The following is a 19,084-nucleotide window of genomic DNA, read 5'->3' as shown; positions in this document are numbered from 1 at the left end:
CTATGTGTGGAATTGTAGCATACGTTGGTGGTAGAACAGCCTACCCAATTATCGTTAAAGGATTGCAGAGGTTAGAATACCGGGGATATGACTCTGCCGGTCTAGCGCTTATAAACAGTGATATCAACGTTTATAAGTGTAAAGGTAAAGTCAAAGATCTTGAAAGTCACACCAAAGGTAAATCAATCTCCGGTTCAATAGGTATGGGACATACACGATGGGCCACACACGGAGAACCAAGTGATAATAATGCGCACCCGCATGTGTCTCAAAATGGTAAATTCATTGTTGTGCACAATGGTATTATTGAGAATTATGCGCACCTGAAAAAAGAATTGGTAAGCCGCGGATATGAGTTTCAGAGTGAAACTGATACAGAGGTGCTTGCTAACCTGATTGAAAATATATACATCAGTAAAGAGGTGAATGCTGAAATGGCTGTTCGTTTAGCATTGACTAAGGTCGTTGGTGCCTACGGCCTGGTAATAACCTGTACCGATGAAAAAGATCAGCTAATAGCAGCCAGAAAAGGAAGTCCATTGGTGATAGGTGTGGGAGAGAAGGAGTACTTTCTGGCTTCTGATGCTACCCCGATTGTTGAATACACCGACCAGGTTATTTACATGAATGATGAGGAAGTGGCAGTCATTAAAAAAGATAACCTGACACTAAAAAGCATTGAAAATGATGCCCTGAAGCCAAAGATACAAAAGGTTAATCTGACAATTGATGAAATTGATAAAGGCGATTTCGAGCATTTTATGCTAAAAGAAATATATGAACAGCCTATATCGATTGAAGATACTTTCCGTGGTCGTATAGCAATGGACTATTCAAAAATATTCCTGGGGGGTATAGCTGATATATTACCAAAGCTAAGTCAGGCCAGACGTATAATTATTGCTGCATGTGGTACTTCGTGGCATGCGGGTATAGTAGGAGAGTATTTGTTTGAAGAATTTGCACGTACTCCTGTTGAAGTGGAATATGCCAGTGAGTTCAGGTATCGTAATCCGGTTATCAATGAAGATGATGTGATTATAGCAATTTCGCAAAGTGGTGAAACGGCCGATACTTTAGCAGCTATCAAGATGGCCAAGGAGCAGGGAGCCACCATCGTTGGTATTTGTAATGTGGCAGGTTCATCCATTCCTCGTGAAACGCATGCTGGTGTTTATACGCACGCCGGAGTAGAAATCGGAGTAGCCTCAACTAAAGCATTTACCTCTCAGGTTACGGTATTAACAATGATGGCCTTTTTATTGGGTAAAACCAAAGGACATTTAAATGATGTTGATTATACGAATTTGATTGGTGAGTTAACCCAGGTGCCCGATAAGATCAGAACAATTCTGGAGTCGGAAGGTGAAATAAAGAAGATCGCTGAAACATATAAAGACGCCAATAACGCGCTTTATCTTGGTCGCGGTTATTTATTCCCCGTTGCACTGGAAGGGGCATTAAAACTTAAGGAAATTTCGTACATTCATGCCGAAGGATATCCCGCTGCTGAAATGAAGCACGGGCCTATCGCACTTATCGATGAAAACATGCCGGTATTTGTATTGGCAACAAAAGATAAGTCATACGAGAAAATTGTAAGTAACATCCAGGAGGTGAAGGCTCGCAATGGAAAAGTGATTGCCATTGTAACCGAGGGAGATGATGTGATTAAAAAAATGGCTGACCATGTGATAGAGGTGCCTGATTGTCACGAAGCAATAGCTCCTTTGTTAACCTGCGTGCCGCTTCAGTTTATTTCGTATCACATTGCAGTTATGCGTGGCTGTAATGTGGATCAACCACGTAACCTGGCCAAGTCGGTTACAGTGGAATAAAGTTGCATTACTTCGTTGTCATTCATCTCTGAATGACATTCATTGTAATATTTTAAGGTTTATCTCTCAGTAAAAGCCCGTTTGAAACGTCATCCGGGCTTTACTTTTTATGCCTATTCCAGATTTTCTTATCTTAAGCAAATCAACACCTAAAACCATTGATATGATACGCCAGGTTAAGCCAGCCGATGCCAGTTTGATTGCAGGTATCTACAATCATTTTATAAAGCACAGTATTGCCACATTTGAACTGGATTCGATCGATTCTGATGAAATGCTTAATCGCGTTAAGAAGATCACGGCCAGTTATCCTTTTGTTGTTTTTGAAGAGAATGATCAGATTCTTGGTTATGCTTATGCTAGCGCCTGGAAATCGCGCAAAGCATATGCGAGGACCGTAGAGACTTCGGTTTATTTGCACCATAAAGCTCAAGGAAAGGGAATAGGCACAAGATTATATTCACACCTGATGAATGAACTTAAAAACAAGGAAATACATGCTGTTATCGGGGGTATATCATTACCGAATGACGCCAGTGTAAAACTACACGAGAAGCTGGGTTTTCAAAAGATTGGTCACTTTAAGCAGGTCGGTCGTAAGTTTGATAAATGGATTGATGTGGGCTATTGGGAGTTGCTGTTATGAACCAAAGATCACCCGGAATAGTTGATCAGCACCATATGGATATAAAAAGCTGCCTTAAAATTACTTTCAAGGCAGCTATTGGTTTATTTTACTTTTCTTCTATGACTTCATTTAAGTCAATTGTCTCTGCATTTGCTAATGAATAAAGGCCCAAATAAAGCCATTTGCTGACGTCTTCCATTATTTCCGGCACCAATGTATCGGGCGTGTCTGCCGGATGGTGATAATACAGTTTTTTAACCCTGTCGGTGCAATGCACACTCAATGCTCTGAAACCCTCTTGAGACAAAGCCATTCCATCAGTTCGCGGCCGACCCTTGTAGCTGCGGTTTAAATAGCGGGTTTTGAGCGGTCGGTGAATGTAGCTGGCATTTGATTCTTCGAAATGCCTGAAGATGTCTGGAAAGGAGGGGCCTCCTCCAAAATACAGGCCTGTACCATTACCTACCATATCTAAGTTAATGTAGCAAATGGTTTTTTCTTTAGGGAAAAGGGGATCTTTGGCATATTCGCGCGCTCCCAGTAAACCCTTTTCTTCAGCACCAATAAAAAAGAAAGCAATGGTTCGTTTGGGAGCCGGTAGCATTGACAGAGCTCTTGCTGCAGCCATAATATCGGCCACACCTGAAGCATTGTCCAGCGCGCCGGGAAACAGTTCTCCTAAATTTCCCTGTCCATCCAAATGAGCGCCAACCATAATGACTTCATTTTTTAGCTCGGGATCAGATCCCTCTATGACACCAATTACATTGGCATATGAGCCTTTGGGGTGGTACTCGGTTTCGGCAGTGATGCTTATTTTATGTTTCAGTGAGAGGCTTTGGGATTTATTCTTTTTCTTTAACTCATCTGCCACAGCGCTATAATCAAGGTTTCTGGCAAAGAAAAACTCTTTAACCACATTTCTATCGATATGACAATAGATCAGTCCTTCATTGTACTTAATGCCGGGACTAGCCAGTTTTGAAATATAAAGAACGCCTTTAGCACCATGATTCAGGGCATTCGTCATTTTCTCTGAGGAACCGGCATATCTGGCCCAGTCGTTCCACTCTTTAGCGCCTTCTGGCTTTGGATGGCCAGGCTCTATCAGCACAATTTTATCTTGAACATCAATCGCTTTGTAATCATCATAGTCATGTTCAGATGCAGTGATGCCATAGCCAACATAAACCAACTCGCCTTCAATGGTTCCGTTTGCTGAATTGGAGCCAGGGAAATAATGTTCCGGGAATGTGTAGTTTTTATCGATATGATTACCCTTTTTATCGTATAGTTTTGCGGAAAGTGAGCCCTTTGATTTAACAACTGTGTAATCTTGAGGAAAATGTTTGAAATAGGATTCACCATATCCTGGCTTGATATTCCATTCTCTTAAATGTGAAGCAAGCCACTCTGCCGATCTTGTGTAACCCGGGCTTCCGGCAAGACGACCATCAAACTGTGGTTCGGAAAGGGTTTGGGCATAACCAAAAACTTCTTCGGCTGTAATGCTGTGAAAATGTTTTAATAGTTCGGCTTCTTCCTGGGCCTCGGCTACTATTTGGGAAACGGTTACTATAAAAATCAGAAGCACAGTGCGTAGTGGGTTTCTCATGTAATTGTAGATTTTTTATCGTGTTTTATATCTGGTTCTGGAAATCGTTGTTTGCATCTTGTCTGACCAGCTAACATATTCCAATTTGGTATAACAGACTACTTGCTATTAATTAATGATTATTTGATAAAACTAATAAAAAAAGGCAGCCCTTTGGCTGCCTTTTTAACTTAGCAATCTTCAAACTATCAATCTAACTTTGTCCGAAATAATAAATCAGATTTTTAAAAACTATGATTGCTTCGATACCTGTTCCATGCCAATGATTAGATATCGAATTTATTTGCGTCAATTCCTTCGTTTACTTTAATCGTTTCGAATACAATATCGAATGTTTGCGGACCAACGGCCTGAGTCATTTTCTTTGGGAATTTAACACCGTTCACTTCAATATATTCAGTGTATGTACTGGCCATGGTTCCCTGTGGTGTTGTGCTGACTTCCTTGACTTTCAAACCGGTTGAGCGACTGTAGAATACGGTTTGTTCCTTGCCCGAAGGATTAGTGATCTTCATTTTAACGACGTCCTGGCCATCAACATTATCAGCACCAACAAGCTCAAGTTTGAAGCCTAATTCGGCATATTGTGTTTCAGGAAACAGGATTGATTCAGTTTTCATGTTTTCCAACATTTCACCTTCAATGTTTTGTTCGCCCATCGGGCTTACAACTTTACCTGCTTCACCATTAAAAACCTGCTTTGAAACAAGGTTGCCCTGCATATAGGTTTCCACACACTGTTGATTAGGACGACGGCTGTATATCTTCATATTTAAAGGCATGCCTTGCACACTCATGCTGCCTTCCATAGCGTACTCATTTACGGCATTAAGCGCTTCGGCACCTCCAATTGCGTCAACATATTTTGCAATTACTTTCTCAGCTGTTAGATCTGCCGGAAGTGGCATGGCTTTTACAACATTGCCGTAGAAATCATACATCTCAACTTTACTGTCTTTAGCAAATTTAGCGAGTGAGGCCTTCATGTTAGGTACATCACCAACAGCAAGAATCAATGCGTTATCTGGGGTGAGGTATTTTTGAGCCATTGCTTTAACATCCTCAGGTGTAACAGCATTAAGTTTTTCAAGGTATGTTTCGTAATAGTCGGCCGGCAGGTTGTATTTTTCAATATTCAAAGCAAAGCGTGCAACAGTAGCCGGATCTTCTAACGATCTTGAAAAACTTCCTGTTAATGAGTTTTTAACCAGTGTTAAATCCTCCTCCGGTAGCAACTCAGTTCTCATGCGGTCCATTTCGTAGATGATTTCAGTGAAGGCACTGTCAGTAACACTTGTTCGAACATTGGCACCCGCGTTAAACGAGCCAACTAATTCATCAGAGCTTAATGATGAATAAGCTCCATAGGTAAAGCCTTTGTCCTCACGTAAATTCTGGAACAGTCGAGCACTGAAAGAGCCACCGCCAAGTACCTGGTTCATTACGCGAGCCTTAATAGCATCAGTATCACCAGGCTTTAGGTTAATGTTATACGACAATGAAATAGTTGACTGTGTTGAACCATCCTTGTTGGCAACTACCACTTTTGGTTGTTCAAAAGCTTTTGGCATATCATAGTTGTAGGTAGGAACTTCTTTTGATTCCCATGAAGCAAAGTACTTCTTAGCCTGCTTTTTAGCTTCCTTCACTGTGATGTCACCAACTATAACCAGGTAGGCTACATTCGGACGATAATAAGTGTCGTAATAAGCTTTTAAGTCATCTACAGTGATAGCTTCAACTGATTCATCAGTTAAAATTTCTCCATAAGGGTGGTTTTTACCATAGCGTAAAACACTTTTAATGTTTGACGCAATAGCTTTAGGGTCGTCTTTTTGAGATTTTAAACCTGTAAGCATCTGCTTTTGGGCTTTCTCAAGTTCTTCGGCAGGAAAAGAAGGATTGTATAATACGTCGGTCATTAGGTCAAGTAATTCTCCGGAGTGCTTTTTCAATGATGTAGCATACATGCCTGTCGAACTGGTTCTTAAGCTTGCACCAATAAAATCGACCGCTTCATCAATTTCAGCTTTGCTGCGATTGCTTGTTCCGGTACTCATTAAGTCACCGGCCATACTCGCGTAACCTGCCTTTTCACCTTCAACAATCGGATCAAGGTCAAGAGATAAGGTGTATGATACAACCGGAACCTTATGGTTTTCAACCACAAATACTTTTAATCCGTTTTTTAGTTCAAATGACTTGGCCTGGCCAATGTTTACTTTGGGTGCCGGTCCTGGTTTTGGTGGCGTACTTCTATCTATTTGGGCATTTATATTAAAAGCAACAAGTAGTGCTAATAAAAATAAAACTGATTTTTTCATTCTGTTTTGTTTTTTGAAACCAATAATGCTTGGTTTTATCTTTTTATAATCAGTAATCTAACTCTTTGGCGTGTTTAGTTCTGCTGTGATTTTGGCAAATAGTATAAAACAACGCGGTTATCTTCAACAAGATACTTGTTGGCAACACGCTTAATGTCTTCACGAGTTACAGCCAGGTATTTGTCAAGTTCGGTATTTACCAGGTTGGTATTACCAAAATATGTGTAGTTAGTTGCCAGGTTTTCTGCACGACTGGCGAGCTTCACATTTGACTTCACAAATGAATTTTCAAACTGGTTGCGTAGTTTCTGGAACTCACGCTCTGAAATCAATTCATCACGTACTTTAGCTACTTCAGCGTCAATAGCTGCTTCTAAATCAGCACAGTCAGTACCCATGTTTGGCAATGCGTAAGCAAGGGCAACGCTTGGGTGGTGGAAAGGCAGAGCAAAAGAACCAATTTGTAAGGCTTTTTGCTGCTCATCAACCAATGACTTGTAAAAACGTGAGCTTTGTCCTCCTGATAAAAGAGTCGATAACATATCAAGGGCGTAATAATCCTTTGTCCCCATTGCCGGCGTGCGATAGGCCTGAACAATTAATGGTAATTGTACATTGTCGAAAATTGTGTCCCGAACTTCTCCACCTAAAGCAGGCTCAACAATAGTAGGGCGGTAAATGTCTTTTTTACCTTTTGGAATGTCAGCAAAATACTTACTAATAAGTTCTTTTGTTTCGCTGATTTCAATATCACCGGCAATAACCAGTGCTGCATTATTTGGAACGTAGAATTCTTTGTAAAACTGCTGGAACTCTTCATCTTTAGCCGCACGAATATGATCCGGATCACCAATTACAGTCCAGCGATAAGGGTGTTCCTTAAAAGCGCGACTCATGGTTTCCTGCAAAAGCGTACCATATGGTCGGCTGTCAACAGTTTGTTTCTTTTCTTCAATGACTACTTTCTTTTGTGTCTGAATGCCTATTGAATCAACTTTTGCATGAAGCATTCTTTCTGATTCTAACCATAAGCCAAGTTCTAATTGGTTCGAAGGAAGAATTTCATAATAATATGTACGGTCATTTGAAGTATTGGCGTTTAATGTTCCACCCGCGCGTTCAACAAAGTTGGAATATTCACCACGTGGAATATTTTCAGTGCCTTCAAACATTAAGTGTTCAAAAAAGTGTGCGAATCCGGTACGATCCGGGTTCTCATTTTTAGATCCTACATGATACATTACCGAAACAGTAACAATGGGGGTCGATTTGTCTTGATGAAGGATAACGTGTAAGCCATTATCCAAGTCATATTCTTCAAAGCTAATTTTATTCGATTGGGCTTGAGTAGCACCAACACCGGCCAAAAAAAGCGAAAGAGCCAAGAGTAAAAAACGGTTCTTCATATTCAAACTTCTAAGTTTAAGTTAATGAAGCCTTGTTATCAATTAGTAGGCCAAAATGTGTAAGTTGCAGGTTGGTAGGCTAAAATGCGGTGTTTCACTGTCGGTTGACGTTCGTTAATGAACAATAGTATGTTCGTATTCGTACACATAGGACACTTTTATTTTTTATAATATTTTTTCGCTTGTTCGCCTCTTTCTTATTCCTTCCTGTTATTTTTGTATCAAAGCTTTTGGAATGAATACAAAACTTATAGGAGTATTGCTGGTGGCATTTTTGGGACTTTACCTTGTTTCTTGTGATGAGAGTGACTTGTGCCTTTCTGGTCAGAATGCCATTCAATCCGGATTATATTCGGGCGCATCGGGTGTTGAAAATGACACAACATTGACCGGAATCTATCTTTGGGGTTTAGAGCCCGGTTCTGCAATTGCAAAAGAACTGCTAATTGATAGTGCAGATGTTACAAGCATGTATATGCCTACCGATTTACATCGGGATACCACTACCTTTGTATTACGTGAAAAAACTGTCGCAAGTGATTTGCAGGATACGCTGGTTTTTATTTATGAACGACAGCTAAACTACGTGTCGGGCGATTGTGGATTCTCCTATGATCTTGAGCTGGATACGGTTATTAGTACTTTTAATGTTATTGATTCAGTAGTGATTAGTTACTCATCTGTATTGTACAACGAAACTCTTGAAAATGTTAAAATATATATTGAGCCTTAGCCTGTTGTTCTTAGCAGCTGTTGCTTTTGCACAGCAAAATTCAGACTTAACGGAAGAAGAAAAAAAATTGGCTAATAAGGGTAATCCGGGCTTGTCAGTTGGAATTGATTTAGCCCCTTTTATTAATCATATATTCTCAGATGAGCGATTTGGAGTGGAAGCAAACGCTCGATATACCATCAACCGAAAATGGCAAATTGCCGCCGAGTTGGGTTATGAAAATGTTGATCTGGATAACAGTAAAATGACCTATAATTCAGATGGAAGTTTCTTGCGTGCAGGGGTTGATTACAATTTGTTCCGTGTGGATGAGATTGGTAACAACGATAATATTCTACTGGGTTTCAGATATGGTGTGGCTGTCCAGGAGCACAGCTGTCCGCGGTATACTGTAACGGAAGAATATTGGGGTGATGTTACCAAATCGCTTGGATCAACAACAGTGGGTTCTCAATGGGCGGAATTTGTTTTTGGCCTGCGTTCAGAGATATTAAAGAATTTTTACATGGGGTGGTCTGTTCGCTTTCGTACAATCGTTAATGTTGGCTCCGGAGATGAATTTGAGCCATACTCGATTCCTGGCTACGGGCGCAGAGATAGAACTACAAATATGGGATTTACCTACACCCTTGAATATCATATTCCATTCAGTAAGAGAAGATAAGTTAATGGCGAATGATAATCTGAAACATACAGATTGGCAATTGATCATTAATGAAATTGCCAATGAAGTCAGGCCTTTGCTTAACGAGGGGAAGGTCGCCGACTACATACCGGAGTTGGCCAATGTTGATAGTAATGCCTTTGGTATATCAATTTGTATGTTGGATGGTCGAGCGTTTAGTTGTGGTGATGCCCATACTAAGTTTTCGGTTCAGAGTATCTCAAAAGTCTTTAGTTTAACGAAGGCATTTTCCATTCTGAAAGATGATTTATGGAAAAGGGTTGGGAAAGAGCCCTCCGGAAACCCCTTTAACTCCCTGATTCAGTTGGAAAATGAAAATGGAAAACCTCGCAATCCGTTTATTAATGCAGGTGCCATTGTTGTAGCCGACTGTGTTGTCAGTAATACAGAAGATTCTTTAAATACCATCATTGATTTTATTCGTGAGTTAGCCTGTAATAAAAGTATTAAAATGAATCAGGCTATGTTTCGGTCCGAAAAGGCATTTGGTCATAGAAATGCCGCTCTGGCGCACTTTATGAAGAGCTATGGTAATATAGAGGCTGATGTGGACGAGGTACTCGATTTTTATTTTGGTCACTGTTCACTATCGATGAGTTGCGAAGATGTAGCAAGAGCATTCTTGTTTCTCGCCAATCATGGTGTTCATCCTGTCAATAAAAGAAGGTATCTGACTGCCAGCCAGTCGAAGCGTATTAATTCCCTGTTGTTAACCTGTGGAACATATGATGCTGCGGGAGATTTCGCCTTTAGGGTAGGCATGCCCGGTAAAAGCGGAGTCGGGGGAGGAATTGCGGCAATTATTCCCGGCTTATTGTCTATTTGTGTCTGGAGTCCGGGACTTGATAAGTACGGTAATTCGCTTGCAGGTGTTAAAGCCCTGGAGTTGTTTACAACCAAAACAGGTATTTCCATTTTTTAAAACTAATAAGATGATTGCCAAGACTTTTAAAACTGCCGGTCAATTTACATTGCGTTATGGCTTAGCCATTGTATTTATATGGTTAGGTCTTATGAAATTGCGTAATAGTGAAGCGGATTACCTGAAGCAGGTATTATCTAATTCATCTTTGTTTGACTGGATGCTAAAATATATAACATCCTATGCTTTTTCTCAGATGATCGCATATCTGCAAATTGTCATTGGGGTTTTAATCGCACTTAAACCTGTGGCAAAGAAGCTATCGTTTTGGGGTGGATTAGCCGCAAGCGTTATTTTAGTAATAAGTGTTTCTACCCTCTTTACATCATCATATGTGTGGCAGGCGCCATATGGATTTCCCGAATTGTCAAAACTTGGGCAAAGTATATTGAAAGATGTGATTTTGCTGGGTGCTGCCATGTGGTGTGCAGGTGACTCAGCATAGTGTTATCAACTTAAATGGATTATAAATGAAAAATGTAACCGTATTTTGTGCCTCAAGCCCAAAGGTTGATCATATATATATGAGCGAAGCTGAATTATTGGCGGAGGAATTAATTAAAGCAGGACATGGAATAGTTTATGGTGGAGGTGCTGTTGGCTTAATGGGAAGTCTGGCTAACAGGGCTCTCGAGCTTAACGGCAAGGTTAAAGGTATTATTCCTCATTTCATGGTTGAGGTCGAGTGGGAACATAAGGGAGTGCGTGACATGGTGCATGTTGCAGATATGGCCGAACGTAAAAAGCTGTTGATCAGTGAAAGTGATGCCATTGTGGTTTTGCCAGGCAGTATTGGTACTTATGAAGAATTATTTGAGGTATTATCCTTAAAGAAGCTGGGTCAGGTTCAGCATCCTGTTATTATTGTAAATACAAAAGGCTATTTTACACCCTTGGTTCAGGCTCTTGAGAAAATGATAGAAGAAGATTTTATGCGGGAAGAGCACCTGGCTTTGTGGCATGTTGTTGACTCCGCAAAAGAGGTGTGTTCTGCAATAGAGCAGGTTCCCGAGTGGAGTGCAGACGCCATTAAGTTTGCAGCAGTGAAGTAAAGTATTTGCATTGAACCTTAACAAATTTATTTACTTTTGTTGAAATTGCTTTCAATGGGGGAAACAGCATTGACATACCAACAAGTGCAAAGTGTGGAACACCAACAGGTTGTTAACAAAGATAGTTTGTCTACAGCTGCAAGTTTACGCACCCCAATTCAGCAACTGGAAGTGAAGGAACCTCGTCATCTTCAAATTCAACGAACTGTAGCGCCCAAAAAAATTGTTTACAGAAGCTGGTCTGTTGAGGATTCAATTTATTTTAACCTTAAAGAAAGTGATCTTTCCATTCGGTCCATTGCTGTTGCCGATGTCAAATTTGATGATGTGCCCCAGGAAGAGGTTGTTGAGCTTACCAACAAGGATTCTGTCCGGAATGTTTTAAAGCCTGAGATTGAAGTTCCGCCACCTCCTGTTATTGCCCGGAAAGGTTCACCTTTTGAAGACTCTAAAGATTGGTTGTCTGCGTTTATTTTACTGGCTGTAATAATCGCTGGTTTTGTAAAATTATCTGCGGGTAAGTATCTGACCGATCTTTTTTCGTCCATTCGTTACCAGCAATCAGCCAGTAAGCTTTTTTCCAGTGGAAATTTGCAAAACCAAAAACCAGGGGTAGCATTAACGGTCCTGTTTTTCCTCTCAACATCCATGTTGGTATTTGAGTTTGCCCACCTTGGAGGTAAAAGTCCTGAGCAGGTAAGTTCGTTCGTGTTTTTTCTTTTGGTTAACGCAGGTGTTATCACTTATTTCTTCCTGAAAAACATTTTATACCTGTTTGTTGCTTCAGTTTTTGATGTTCAGCAGGCGACAAAAGAGTATTTATTTAACGCAAATATGCTCAGTAAGGTGTTCGGAATAGCGTGTTTGCCAATTGTCGCAGTGGTTCCTTTCTTAGATGTGCTAACCGCTACTTTCCTTATAAAGGCTGGGCTGGCGCTGTTTATTATCATGTATCTCGTGCAATTGCTACGTGGTGCTAAAATTATTTTACATAGCCCGCTTTCAATTTTTTATATGTTTTTGTACTTTTGTGCCCTAGAAATTTTACCCTTGTCAATACTTATTAAAGTAATGATATACTAGGGAATAGTAAATGAGGTAAAGGTTTAGTTGAATTTAAATTGAAGTACATTGAAGATTAAAAGAATCCTGGTTTCACAACCCAAACCCTCAACACCCAAATCTCCCTACTTTGATTTGGCTGAAAAAAGTAATCTGAAAATTGATTTCAGACCTTTTATTCAGGTAGAAGCGGTACCTGCGAAGGAGTTTAGGCAGCAAAAGGTCAATATCCTTGACCATTCAGCGGTGATTTTTACAAGTAGAACGGCCATTGATCATTACTTCCGCATTGCAGAAGAAATGCGTATTACTGTGCCTGATACGATGAAGTATTTCTGTATCTCAGAAGCTACAGCTTTCTATTTACAAAAGTACATTGTGTATCGTAAACGTAAAATTTTCCACTCGACCGGTAAATTTGCTGACCTGGCTGATGTTGTGAAAAAACACAAAGACGAAACTTTTCTGGTTCCTCTTTCTGATATTCATAAGCAGGAAATACCTACATTATTGAACAAAGCTAAAGTAAAGTATACAAAAGCAATTTTGTATCGCACAGTTAGCAGTGATTTGAGCGACTTAAAGGATGTTAACTATGATGTGTTAGTATTCTTTAGCCCGTCAGGAATTGCTTCATTAATGCAGAATTTCCCTGATTTTGTTCAGAACGACACTAAAATTGCATCCTTTGGACCTGCTACTGCCAAAGCAGTGAAAGATGCTGGTTTACGCCTTGATATTCAGGCGCCAATGCCTCAAGCGCCTTCGATGACAATGGCTTTGGAGCAGTACATCAAGAAGTTTAACAAAGGGCAAAAATAATATAACAGCCTGAGGCTGATGAATCCTCTTTGTCATTGGCAGAGAGGATTTTTTTATCTTTATTAAGAATGGAGCAACAACGATTTACTTTTAAAAAGAATGAGCGCTTGTGTAGTCGAACAACTATTCAGGAGCTGTTTGATAAAGGAAAATCGTTTGTAAAATATCCGTTCAGGATAAGTTATATGACCGTTGACTCCAACGAGCAGAGCGATGCGCAGATATTAATTAGTGTATCAAAGAAACGTTTTAAACGCGCCTATAAAAGAAATCGCTTAAAAAGGCTTTCGCGTGAAGCCTACAGGCTTAATAAAGCTCCATTGATAACTGCCTTGCAGGAAAAGAATGTGAAGCTGGCTGTTGCATTTATTTACCTTCCCGGCGAAATGCTTGAATACACCGCGGTTGAGAAAGGGATGAAGAAAGCTCTGAATAAGTTGATCAAAGAACTTGGCGATGAAAGATAACCTGCTGATACGATTCATCAAGCAATTGATTCTTTTGTTACGAAACGGCATAGTTACCATTTTGCTGGTTCCGGTGAAATTATATCAATGGTTTATTTCGCCTGTGTTAGGTGCTTCTTGTCGTTATACTCCAACCTGCTCACAATATACCATTGAAGCACTTAAAAAGCACGGACCAATTAAAGGTTTATACCTGGCAATAAAGCGCATTTTGAGCTGTAATCCATGGGGAGGCCATGGGCACGACCCCGTGCCATAACTTTCACCTTATTTTATTTTTACTATATTGCCGGTCGATTTATTGAATTGGTTGAATGATAACAGCTTGAATATGAAGAAATATTTGTTAAGCCTGGCCTTAATGTTGCTGTCACTGGCATCGTTTGGTCAAAAAAATACCAAGGTTGTTGGTACATGGTTAACGCAAGATGGAGATTCGAAAGTACAGATTTCGCAAACCGAGGATGGTCATTTTAAAGGCCAGATTATTTGGTTAAAGAATCCAACTGAAGAGGATGGTACTGACAAACTGGATAAGCATAATCCCGACGAAGATCTTAAGAGGCGCAAGATAATGGGCTTAGAGCTCCTGAAAAATTTTGAGTACAGCGAAGATGATGAAGAATGGACCAACGGAACAATATACGATCCTAAAAGTGGAAATACCTATAAGTGTTACATGTGGTTTGATGGAAACCCTAATAAGCTGCAGGTGAAGGGCTATATCGGTTTTTCATTGATAGGCAAGAAAGTGAGCTGGACGCGTGTTATAGGAGATGCCTAAAGAATAATTCCTAACTGGAATGATAAATAATCGGCTACACGACCGTGAGCCTTCAAATTAATGCCTGTCATCAGATAGGCATTTATTTTATATCTCAGATAATAGTTTTGAAATAATGCGTTGGGCGCTTCTGCTCCTTTTATAATGTACGGTCCTATCTGCTGTCCAAATCGTAGTCGCCCAAGCAAAAACTCATGGCCAAATAAAGGTGCGATGCTCCACTGGTCAATTTCCTTTTCAAAATCCTGAAGTTGTTGGAATTCAAACATACCTGATATGGTGAGGGCATTGATGCGTGATACCTGCCAGCTGCGATTTATGAATAGGGTGATGACACTTTGATTATTGGTGTTTGTTGTGTCTTCTTTAAGTGAATATCCTGCCAGGATATCGAAGCGCTTTTCTTTGTCATAACGCTGCAACTTCTTATTCGGAGGAATCATGTAGTTCTGATTGGTAAACTCCATGCCTAAGGCAATCACTGGGTAATTGATGCCCAGGTTAGGCTGTTTAATACCACCATTTGATATATGCTGAAACGATGCTGTGGCCTTAATTGCCAATTGATTATTAATAAAATAATAGGCACTGAAACCTCCAAACAAGGGGAAAGCCAGGTTGGTACTATATGTTAAGTTCTGTGGATTGTTGAGTTCATCATAGGGATTGCTCATATAGGCAAGACCACCGCCAATTTTTAAGGAATAACGCCAATGGCCGCGCGACTTCATAAACGGTTCAATATAACCAAGGCCTGTAACTGAAAACCCCAGATCTTTATGGTCAAAATTAATATAGTTTAATCCGGCTCCCCATTTGATATAGGTGCCAAACGATTCGCGGATATTATCGGTCAATAAAAATTGACTGATTTCTAATTCGATGCCATAAGGGTTGGTTCCGTTGTAGGGGTAGAGTGTTGAAGTGTGAACCTGGAACTTACCATAGTACAATGATACTCCATAAAATACCGGCTGCTGCGTCCTGGTCATTTGAGCTTGTACCAATGTGTTAAACGCTAAGAAGATAATTAACGTTAGCACTAATGAAATATGTGATTGTGACCGGTGCATTTTAGCAATATAAGACATAATGCATTTAATTTCCCGACAAATATCTTTTTAGGTTCATTTTTTTCGCTGTACTTTTAAGGAGCTTACTATAATCTGAAAAACATGTTTTTAAAAAGCATCAATCCGGCTACCGGAGAAGTTATAAGAGAATACGAAGAATTTCACTCTGATGAAATAGATCAGACCATTGAGGCCAATTACCAGGCTTATAAATTATGGCGCAAAGAACAACCTTCTAAAAGGGCTGAGTTATTGCTTAAGGCGGCAAAGGTGTTGCGTGAAAAGCAAGAAGGTCTCGCTTTCAACATAACCGTTGAGATGGGCAAGAACATTAAGGAGGCGCGGGCTGAAGTGGAAAAGTGTGCTGTTGTTTGTGAGTATTATGCAGACAATGGCGTTAATTTTCTGGCCAGTGAAAACATACCAACCGAAGCCAGTGAATCATATGCATCAATCCGCCCTATCGGACCGGTACTGGCGATTATGCCCTGGAACTTTCCCCTGTGGCAGGTATTCAGGTTTGCTGCTCCAACACTGATGGCGGGAAATGTTGGTTTACTGAAGCATGCTTCTAATGTGCCAGCCTGCGCCCTGGCTATTGAGAACGTTTTTGTTGAAGCTGGTTTTCCCAAAGATGTTTTCAAAACACTGCTTGTGCGAAGCAGTAAGGTTGAAAAGATTATCGGAGATAAACGCGTTAAGGCAGTCACTCTGACGGGAAGTACACCCGCGGGAAAGGCTGTTGCTTCCACGGCTGGTAAATATTTAAAAAAGTGTGTTCTTGAATTGGGAGGAAGCGATCCTTACCTGATATTAAAAGATGCAGATATTGATGCTGCAGTCAATGCTTGTGTGGCAGGGCGTATATTAAATGCCGGTCAAAGCTGTATTGGTGCCAAACGCTTTATCATTGTTGATGAGGTATACAACGAGTTTGCCGAGAAGTTTACTGACAGAATGCGTGATATTACCATTGGTGACCCCTTTGATGAAAGTAAGGATATGGGACCTTTGGCACGTTCTAATTTCAGGGAAGATATTCACAGGCAGGTGGAAAGCAGCGTGAGTAAAGGAGCAAAGTTGCTGACGGGTGGTTATATTCCGAATCGTGATGGGGCGTATTATCCGGCAACCGTTTTAGGTGATGTACAAGAAGGTATGGTGGCTTATCACGAAGAATTATTCGGGCCTGTTGCATCATTAATACGAGCAAAAGATGAAGCTGATGCCATACGCATTGCCAATGATACTGTGTTTGGTTTAGGAGCAGCTGTTTTTACCCGGGACACCGAAAGAGGTAAGCATATTGCCGAATATGAACTGGAGGCGGGCTGTTGCTTTGTTAATGATTTTGTACGTTCTGATCCACGCATGCCTTTTGGAGGAGTAAAAGAGAGTGGTTATGGCCGCGAATTATCATATCATGGCATGATGGAGTTTGTCAATGTGAAAGGAGTTTACGTGAAGTAAGAAATAAGGCCCGAATGTATAAAGACACATCAGGTTTGAAGACTGCCGGGCCTGAAATATCTATTTAGCTAAGTTTATGGATTATCGTCAGGCGCTTAATAAAGCTGCTGCATTGTGTTCGCGCAAAGAATATTGTACCGCGGATATTCAAAAAAAACTGGTAAATTGGGATTTAACAGAAGAAGAGGTTGGAAAGGCGCTTGAATGGTTAAGCGGCGAAAAATTTATTGATGATAAGCGCTATGCAGCCTACTATGTACGCGATAAGTTTCGCTTTAATGGGTGGGGTCGCATTAAGATCCGTTATCAATTAAGGGGGAAACAAATAACATCATCGGTAATTGACGAAGCACTTGAACAGATAGATGAAGGTGAATATTTAAAAATGCTGGCAGAATTATTGCATAGTAAAAAGCGGTCTGTTAAAAACAAGGATGCCTGGCAAAAAAAAGCTGCCTTGGCACGTTTTGCGCAATCAAGAGGCTTTGAACCCGATGTGGTTTTTAGCATGATAGATGAGGTATTAAACGACATAACCTGAAGCATAAATAGTATGAAGAAACTAACAAACATTGCACTGATCGTATTTTTGGCATGTCTATTATTTCCATCAGATATAGCTGCTAAAAAGAAGCCCGATTGGGTTAAGCAACGCCCCAATGACCCAAGCTATTATATTGGTATAGCAATGGTTCCAAAGCAGGGAAGTGCTGTTGACTATCGACAGGCGGCAAGGGGTGCGGCATTAAAGCAAATGAGTAGTGAGATAAAAGTAAATATTTCATCCAACTCCGTACTACAGAAGATCGAAACCGATTACCAGTATAAGGAATCCTACGAATCGAAACTGCAGGCTTCGGTTGAACAAACACTTGAGGGCTACGAGGTCTTGACGTGGGAAAGTCGCAAAGAATATTGGGTAATGACGCGCTTATCAAAGGAGAAATATGCCAGGGCCAAACAGATGAAGCTTGATAAAGCAAAAATGATGGCGGGGTCATACCTGGCCGATGCTCAAAAAGCGATTGACAACTATGATGCTTATTCTGCCTTAAATTATCTGGCCAAAGGAGCTATCAGTCTTAAGGATCACCTGGAAGAAGACTTGACTTATAAGACGGTTGATGGTACTTTCAACGTTGGAACCAGGATATTTGGAACCATACAAGATGTATTCCGTCGCATTGAGTTAGAGCCTGTGCAATCCAATTACCAGATTCAGTTCTCAAAAAGACTGGAAGTGCCAATTGGTGTCAATGCTTCCTTTATGGGAAGTACTGGTGAAAAACGCCCTTTGAGAGGTTTTCCTTTGAAATATGAATTTACAAAGGGTGAAGGAACCCTGTCTTCGCAAAGTAAAACCAACATGGATGGTTACACCTCGGTTTCCATCACGCGTTTGATATCAAAACGAAAAATGCAGGAGATAACAGCAGGTTTTGATTTTAGTGATATAGCAGACGCTGAAACCGACGAAGAGGTAAAGCGTTTACTGCAGATCTTCTTTCCTCAGAAGCAAATGCCAACAGCAGGAATAGTTATTGAAGTGTTGAAATCAAAAGCGTATTTAATTAGTGAGGAAAAGGTATTTGGTGACCTGGATGATAAAGGTGCGTTTACAGGCATGCTTAAAACCGAATTGAATGAGAATTTTTTCACATTTACCAACCAAATGGAAGAGGCTGATTTCGTAGTTAAGATTGCCTCTAATTTTGTTTCAGGTGATGAGCGAAAAGGGGAGGGGTATTCGGTGTTTACTGTGTTTGCTGATTTTACCATCACCATAAAAGATCTAAACTCGCAAACAGAAGTATTTACCGATAACCTGACGGGTATTCGTGGCATGCGCCCTGGTAATTTTGAGTATGCTTTAAAAGACTCGCGTATCAAGTTAATTACCGAGTTCAAAAAGAAAATAGAACCGCGCCTGGAACAGGTTGATATGTAATCAATTTCAAAAATTCACCTATGTTACATAGATAAAAAAAACCGGCTTAAGCCGGTTTTTTTAGGATCACAACCAATTTTTGGGTCCAGGCGTAAATTTTACACAAACGATAGAGAAGAACTTCACACCTGTCACGCCTCTAAACTGCCATCTGTTTTTATTATATTAGGTTTGGGGTGATTAACTGAAATTTCAGTTTCTCCGTTGATGAAAAATTTAATAATATTATAGCTGTATGTCAGGCTGAAAGCCTGA

General features: G+C 40.4%; 19 protein-coding genes. 15 read left to right on the top strand and 4 right to left on the bottom strand.

All coding sequences use genetic code 11. The annotated features are described in order from the left end of the window. The first annotated feature begins 2 nt into the window (after positions 1-2). Positions 3-1,838, top strand: a complete 1,836-nt coding sequence (glmS, locus tag ACRD69_RS18960; protein WP_430816707.1) for a glutamine--fructose-6-phosphate transaminase (isomerizing) — start codon at positions 3-5, stop codon at positions 1,836-1,838. A gap of 163 nt (positions 1,839-2,001) precedes the next feature. Next, positions 2,002-2,484 carry an arsinothricin resistance N-acetyltransferase ArsN1 family B gene (locus ACRD69_RS18955; protein WP_430816706.1) on the top strand — a complete coding sequence of 161 codons (483 nt, stop codon included), beginning with the start codon at positions 2,002-2,004 and terminating at the stop codon, positions 2,482-2,484. Positions 2,485-2,572: 88 nt separating this feature from the next. On the opposite strand, the gene ACRD69_RS18950 is transcribed toward ACRD69_RS18955, so the two are convergent. The 3 genes from ACRD69_RS18950 to ACRD69_RS18940 form a co-directional block, all read right to left on the bottom strand. Then, entirely contained in the window at positions 2,573-4,081 is a 1,509-nt protein-coding gene (locus ACRD69_RS18950; RefSeq protein WP_430816705.1) for a M28 family peptidase, read from the bottom strand. Positions 4,082-4,347: 266 nt separating this feature from the next. Then, positions 4,348-6,405: a M16 family metallopeptidase gene (locus tag ACRD69_RS18945; protein ID WP_430816704.1), complete on the bottom strand. Its 2,058-nt coding sequence runs from the start codon at positions 6,403-6,405 to the stop codon at positions 4,348-4,350. Positions 6,406-6,479: 74 nt separating this feature from the next. Then, a complete protein-coding gene (locus tag ACRD69_RS18940; RefSeq protein WP_430816703.1) occupies positions 6,480-7,811 on the bottom strand; it encodes a M16 family metallopeptidase in 1,332 nt (443 codons plus the stop codon). A 235-nt stretch (positions 7,812-8,046) separates the two neighbouring features. On the opposite strand from ACRD69_RS18940, the gene ACRD69_RS18935 reads away from it, so the two are divergent. The 10 genes from ACRD69_RS18935 (at position 8,047) to ACRD69_RS18890 (ending at position 14,338) form a co-directional block, all read left to right on the top strand. Next, entirely contained in the window at positions 8,047-8,544 is a 498-nt protein-coding gene (locus ACRD69_RS18935) for a DUF6452 family protein (protein WP_430816702.1), read from the top strand. Next, positions 8,519-9,208 carry a DUF6048 family protein gene (locus tag ACRD69_RS18930; RefSeq protein ID WP_430816701.1) on the top strand — a complete coding sequence of 230 codons (690 nt, stop codon included), beginning with the start codon at positions 8,519-8,521 and terminating at the stop codon, positions 9,206-9,208. The genes ACRD69_RS18935 and ACRD69_RS18930 overlap by 26 nt, the downstream gene beginning before the upstream one ends. 4 nt (positions 9,209-9,212) lie before the next feature. Beyond that, positions 9,213-10,151 (top strand): glutaminase, encoded by a 939-nt coding sequence (locus ACRD69_RS18925; protein WP_430816700.1) that lies wholly within the window; start codon positions 9,213-9,215, stop codon positions 10,149-10,151. Between the two features lie 10 nt (positions 10,152-10,161). Beyond that, positions 10,162-10,596, top strand: a complete 435-nt coding sequence (locus ACRD69_RS18920; protein ID WP_430816699.1) for a DUF417 family protein — start codon at positions 10,162-10,164, stop codon at positions 10,594-10,596. Positions 10,597-10,621: 25 nt separating this feature from the next. Beyond that, a complete protein-coding gene (locus tag ACRD69_RS18915; protein ID WP_430816698.1) occupies positions 10,622-11,203 on the top strand; it encodes an LOG family protein in 582 nt (193 codons plus the stop codon). A 54-nt stretch (positions 11,204-11,257) separates the two neighbouring features. Then, positions 11,258-12,286 carry a DUF4271 domain-containing protein gene (locus tag ACRD69_RS18910; RefSeq protein WP_430816697.1) on the top strand — a complete coding sequence of 343 codons (1,029 nt, stop codon included), beginning with the start codon at positions 11,258-11,260 and terminating at the stop codon, positions 12,284-12,286. Positions 12,287-12,334: 48 nt separating this feature from the next. Then, positions 12,335-13,087 carry a uroporphyrinogen-III synthase gene (locus tag ACRD69_RS18905; protein ID WP_430816696.1) on the top strand — a complete coding sequence of 251 codons (753 nt, stop codon included), beginning with the start codon at positions 12,335-12,337 and terminating at the stop codon, positions 13,085-13,087. 68 nt (positions 13,088-13,155) lie between these two features. Next, entirely contained in the window at positions 13,156-13,554 is a 399-nt protein-coding gene (rnpA, locus tag ACRD69_RS18900) for a ribonuclease P protein component (protein ID WP_430816695.1), read from the top strand. Continuing rightward, positions 13,544-13,813, top strand: coding sequence for a membrane protein insertion efficiency factor YidD (yidD, locus tag ACRD69_RS18895; protein WP_430816694.1), 270 nt, complete (start codon positions 13,544-13,546; stop codon positions 13,811-13,813). Before rnpA ends, yidD begins: the two co-directional genes overlap by 11 nt. A gap of 72 nt (positions 13,814-13,885) precedes the next feature. After that, positions 13,886-14,338 (top strand): DUF2147 domain-containing protein, encoded by a 453-nt coding sequence (locus tag ACRD69_RS18890; protein WP_430816693.1) that lies wholly within the window; start codon positions 13,886-13,888, stop codon positions 14,336-14,338. On the opposite strand, the gene ACRD69_RS18885 is transcribed toward ACRD69_RS18890, so the two are convergent. Then, on the bottom strand, positions 14,335-15,381 hold the full coding sequence (locus ACRD69_RS18885) for an acyloxyacyl hydrolase (protein ID WP_430816692.1): 1,047 nt from the start codon (positions 15,379-15,381) through the stop codon (positions 14,335-14,337). The two genes, ACRD69_RS18890 and ACRD69_RS18885, sit on opposite strands and share 4 nt — an antisense overlap. Positions 15,382-15,513: 132 nt before the next feature. Here ACRD69_RS18885 and ACRD69_RS18880 point away from each other — a divergent pair, with 132 nt between their 5' ends. From ACRD69_RS18880 to ACRD69_RS18870, 3 genes are all read left to right on the top strand, one after another. Further along, positions 15,514-16,881, top strand: a complete 1,368-nt coding sequence (locus tag ACRD69_RS18880; RefSeq protein ID WP_430816691.1) for an NAD-dependent succinate-semialdehyde dehydrogenase — start codon at positions 15,514-15,516, stop codon at positions 16,879-16,881. A gap of 76 nt (positions 16,882-16,957) precedes the next feature. Further along, positions 16,958-17,422 (top strand): regulatory protein RecX, encoded by a 465-nt coding sequence (locus ACRD69_RS18875; RefSeq protein ID WP_430816690.1) that lies wholly within the window; start codon positions 16,958-16,960, stop codon positions 17,420-17,422. A 12-nt stretch (positions 17,423-17,434) separates the two neighbouring features. After that, positions 17,435-18,829, top strand: coding sequence for an LPP20 family lipoprotein (locus tag ACRD69_RS18870; RefSeq protein WP_430816689.1), 1,395 nt, complete (start codon positions 17,435-17,437; stop codon positions 18,827-18,829). The last annotated feature ends 255 nt before the right edge of the window (positions 18,830-19,084 follow it).

It is taken from the genome of Carboxylicivirga agarovorans (assembly GCF_050589845.1).
In the GTDB taxonomy this organism is placed as follows: domain Bacteria; phylum Bacteroidota; class Bacteroidia; order Bacteroidales; family Marinilabiliaceae; genus Carboxylicivirga; species Carboxylicivirga agarovorans.
Note: the sequence above shows the minus strand (reverse complement) of the source record. Positions and strands in the feature narration are given on the sequence as shown.